The sequence below is a fragment of the Thiohalocapsa halophila genome, assembly GCF_016583825.1.
In the GTDB taxonomy this organism is placed as follows: Bacteria; Pseudomonadota; Gammaproteobacteria; order Chromatiales; family Chromatiaceae; genus Thiohalocapsa; species Thiohalocapsa halophila.
This window is the reverse complement of sequence record NZ_NRRV01000186.1, coordinates 1-1,368: the sequence shown is the minus strand read 5'-3', so window position 1 is coordinate 1,368 and position 1,368 is coordinate 1. Positions and strand designations below refer to the sequence as shown.

The following is a 1,368-nucleotide window of genomic DNA, read 5'->3' as shown; positions in this document are numbered from 1 at the left end:
GGACCTGGTCAAAGCTGTAGAAAAACACTAAGTGCAGCAGGAGGTTGTCCACCAAATCTCTGCGTCGGTGGATATCGCGCCGCACCTGGTTGACGAAGCGGGTCAACGGAAAGTCTTCGCGTTGACCTTCCTCGAACAAGGCTCGGGCGTGGTCGCGGTCGCTTCCGGTTGCCAGATGCTGTGCGGCGAGGGCGTCGAAACAGGCCTCGGCCGCCCCGGGGGGCATCTCGCCTCGCGCTGCTAGATGCCCGGCCAGGAGGAACTCGGCTGCAAAAAGGGTGTTGCTCCAGTACTGTCTCCATGCCTCTGATTGTTGACGGCGAACGGTACGGCCGAATCCCTCGACCTCTCGATCAAAGGTGTGAGCCATACCGGCTGCCAAGAGGCCAGCGTAGGGTCCCCCGATTGAAGTGGCGAACAGTCCGAATAGAAGCTTGCCGCTCCAAATCATGCCGGCGCCCTCGATCGGGTTGTGCGACTGATTGACCATGCGAAGGCCTGTCCTGCGATGAGCGCGAGCAGGAGAGCGGCGCCGATTCCTTGAAGTTGAGGTAGAAGAAGGGCGAGGGAGAGTGTGGAAAAAAATCCAGCAGCGCCGACCAGGGCTGGTGCCAACGTGCCGACGAGCCCTCCGCTCAGCAGCGCTGCGGGGACCGTGGTGCTGCTGTGGAACCGATGATCCAACTTCCACATGAACAGGTTGGCGAAGACACCTGCGATAGCACCGAGCAGGAACAGCTCGGCCAGCGTGGCTGTCGGCAGGCCTCCCGGGGCCGCCACGACTCCGGCCAGTACCGAAAAAGGCAGGGTGCCGAGCCAGTGGCGGCTCGGCGAGAGAACTGTTCCGAGGATCAAGACGCTGAATGCGGCGCCAGCGGATCCTGCGGCTAGGCCAAGCAGCAATGAGGGAGATCCGAGGCTGCCGGTGGACGCGGCGCCGATGACCCCGAGCCACCCGAGCCAGAGCAATATTGCGCTTACGACGCTCGCTTCGTCTTGCCGATGATCCGCCGAGCTCGATGACGAGACCCCTGCCGTGACGACACTCAGCCCTCGGGCGAGAAAAATGGCGGTTGCACCGGCCAGCAGAGCGACTCCCGGGCCCGCTGCTTGGTTGACGAAGCCGAGGCCGGTCAGCCAACCGGCGTGCTCCGACGTCGCCGAGGAAACGGCGATCCAGTGACCGAAGAGTGGGTAGAGTAGGCCGCCCGTCGGCAGCGCCACGAGCAGACAGGCCCAGCCTCGCATGGGTGACGGGATGACAGAGCAGACCACCACCGACACAACGGCTGCCAGGCTAAGCTGAAATAGGAGCGGGTTCAAGAGCGCCGGTGGTAAGTCGGCGGGCGAGGCGCGAAGGACGTCCGC

General features: G+C 63.8%; 2 protein-coding genes. Both read right to left on the bottom strand.

Going from position 1 to position 1,368, the window contains the following annotated elements; genetic code table 11:
- The coding region (locus CKO31_RS25875) for a co-chaperone DjlA (protein WP_200243735.1) at nucleotides 1–490 on the bottom strand (490 nt) is incomplete at its 3' end.
- A partial coding sequence (locus CKO31_RS25870; RefSeq protein ID WP_207148121.1) for a hypothetical protein occupies nucleotides 448–1,368 on the bottom strand: 921 nt, incomplete at its 5' end. The genes CKO31_RS25870 and CKO31_RS25875, both read right to left, overlap by 43 nt.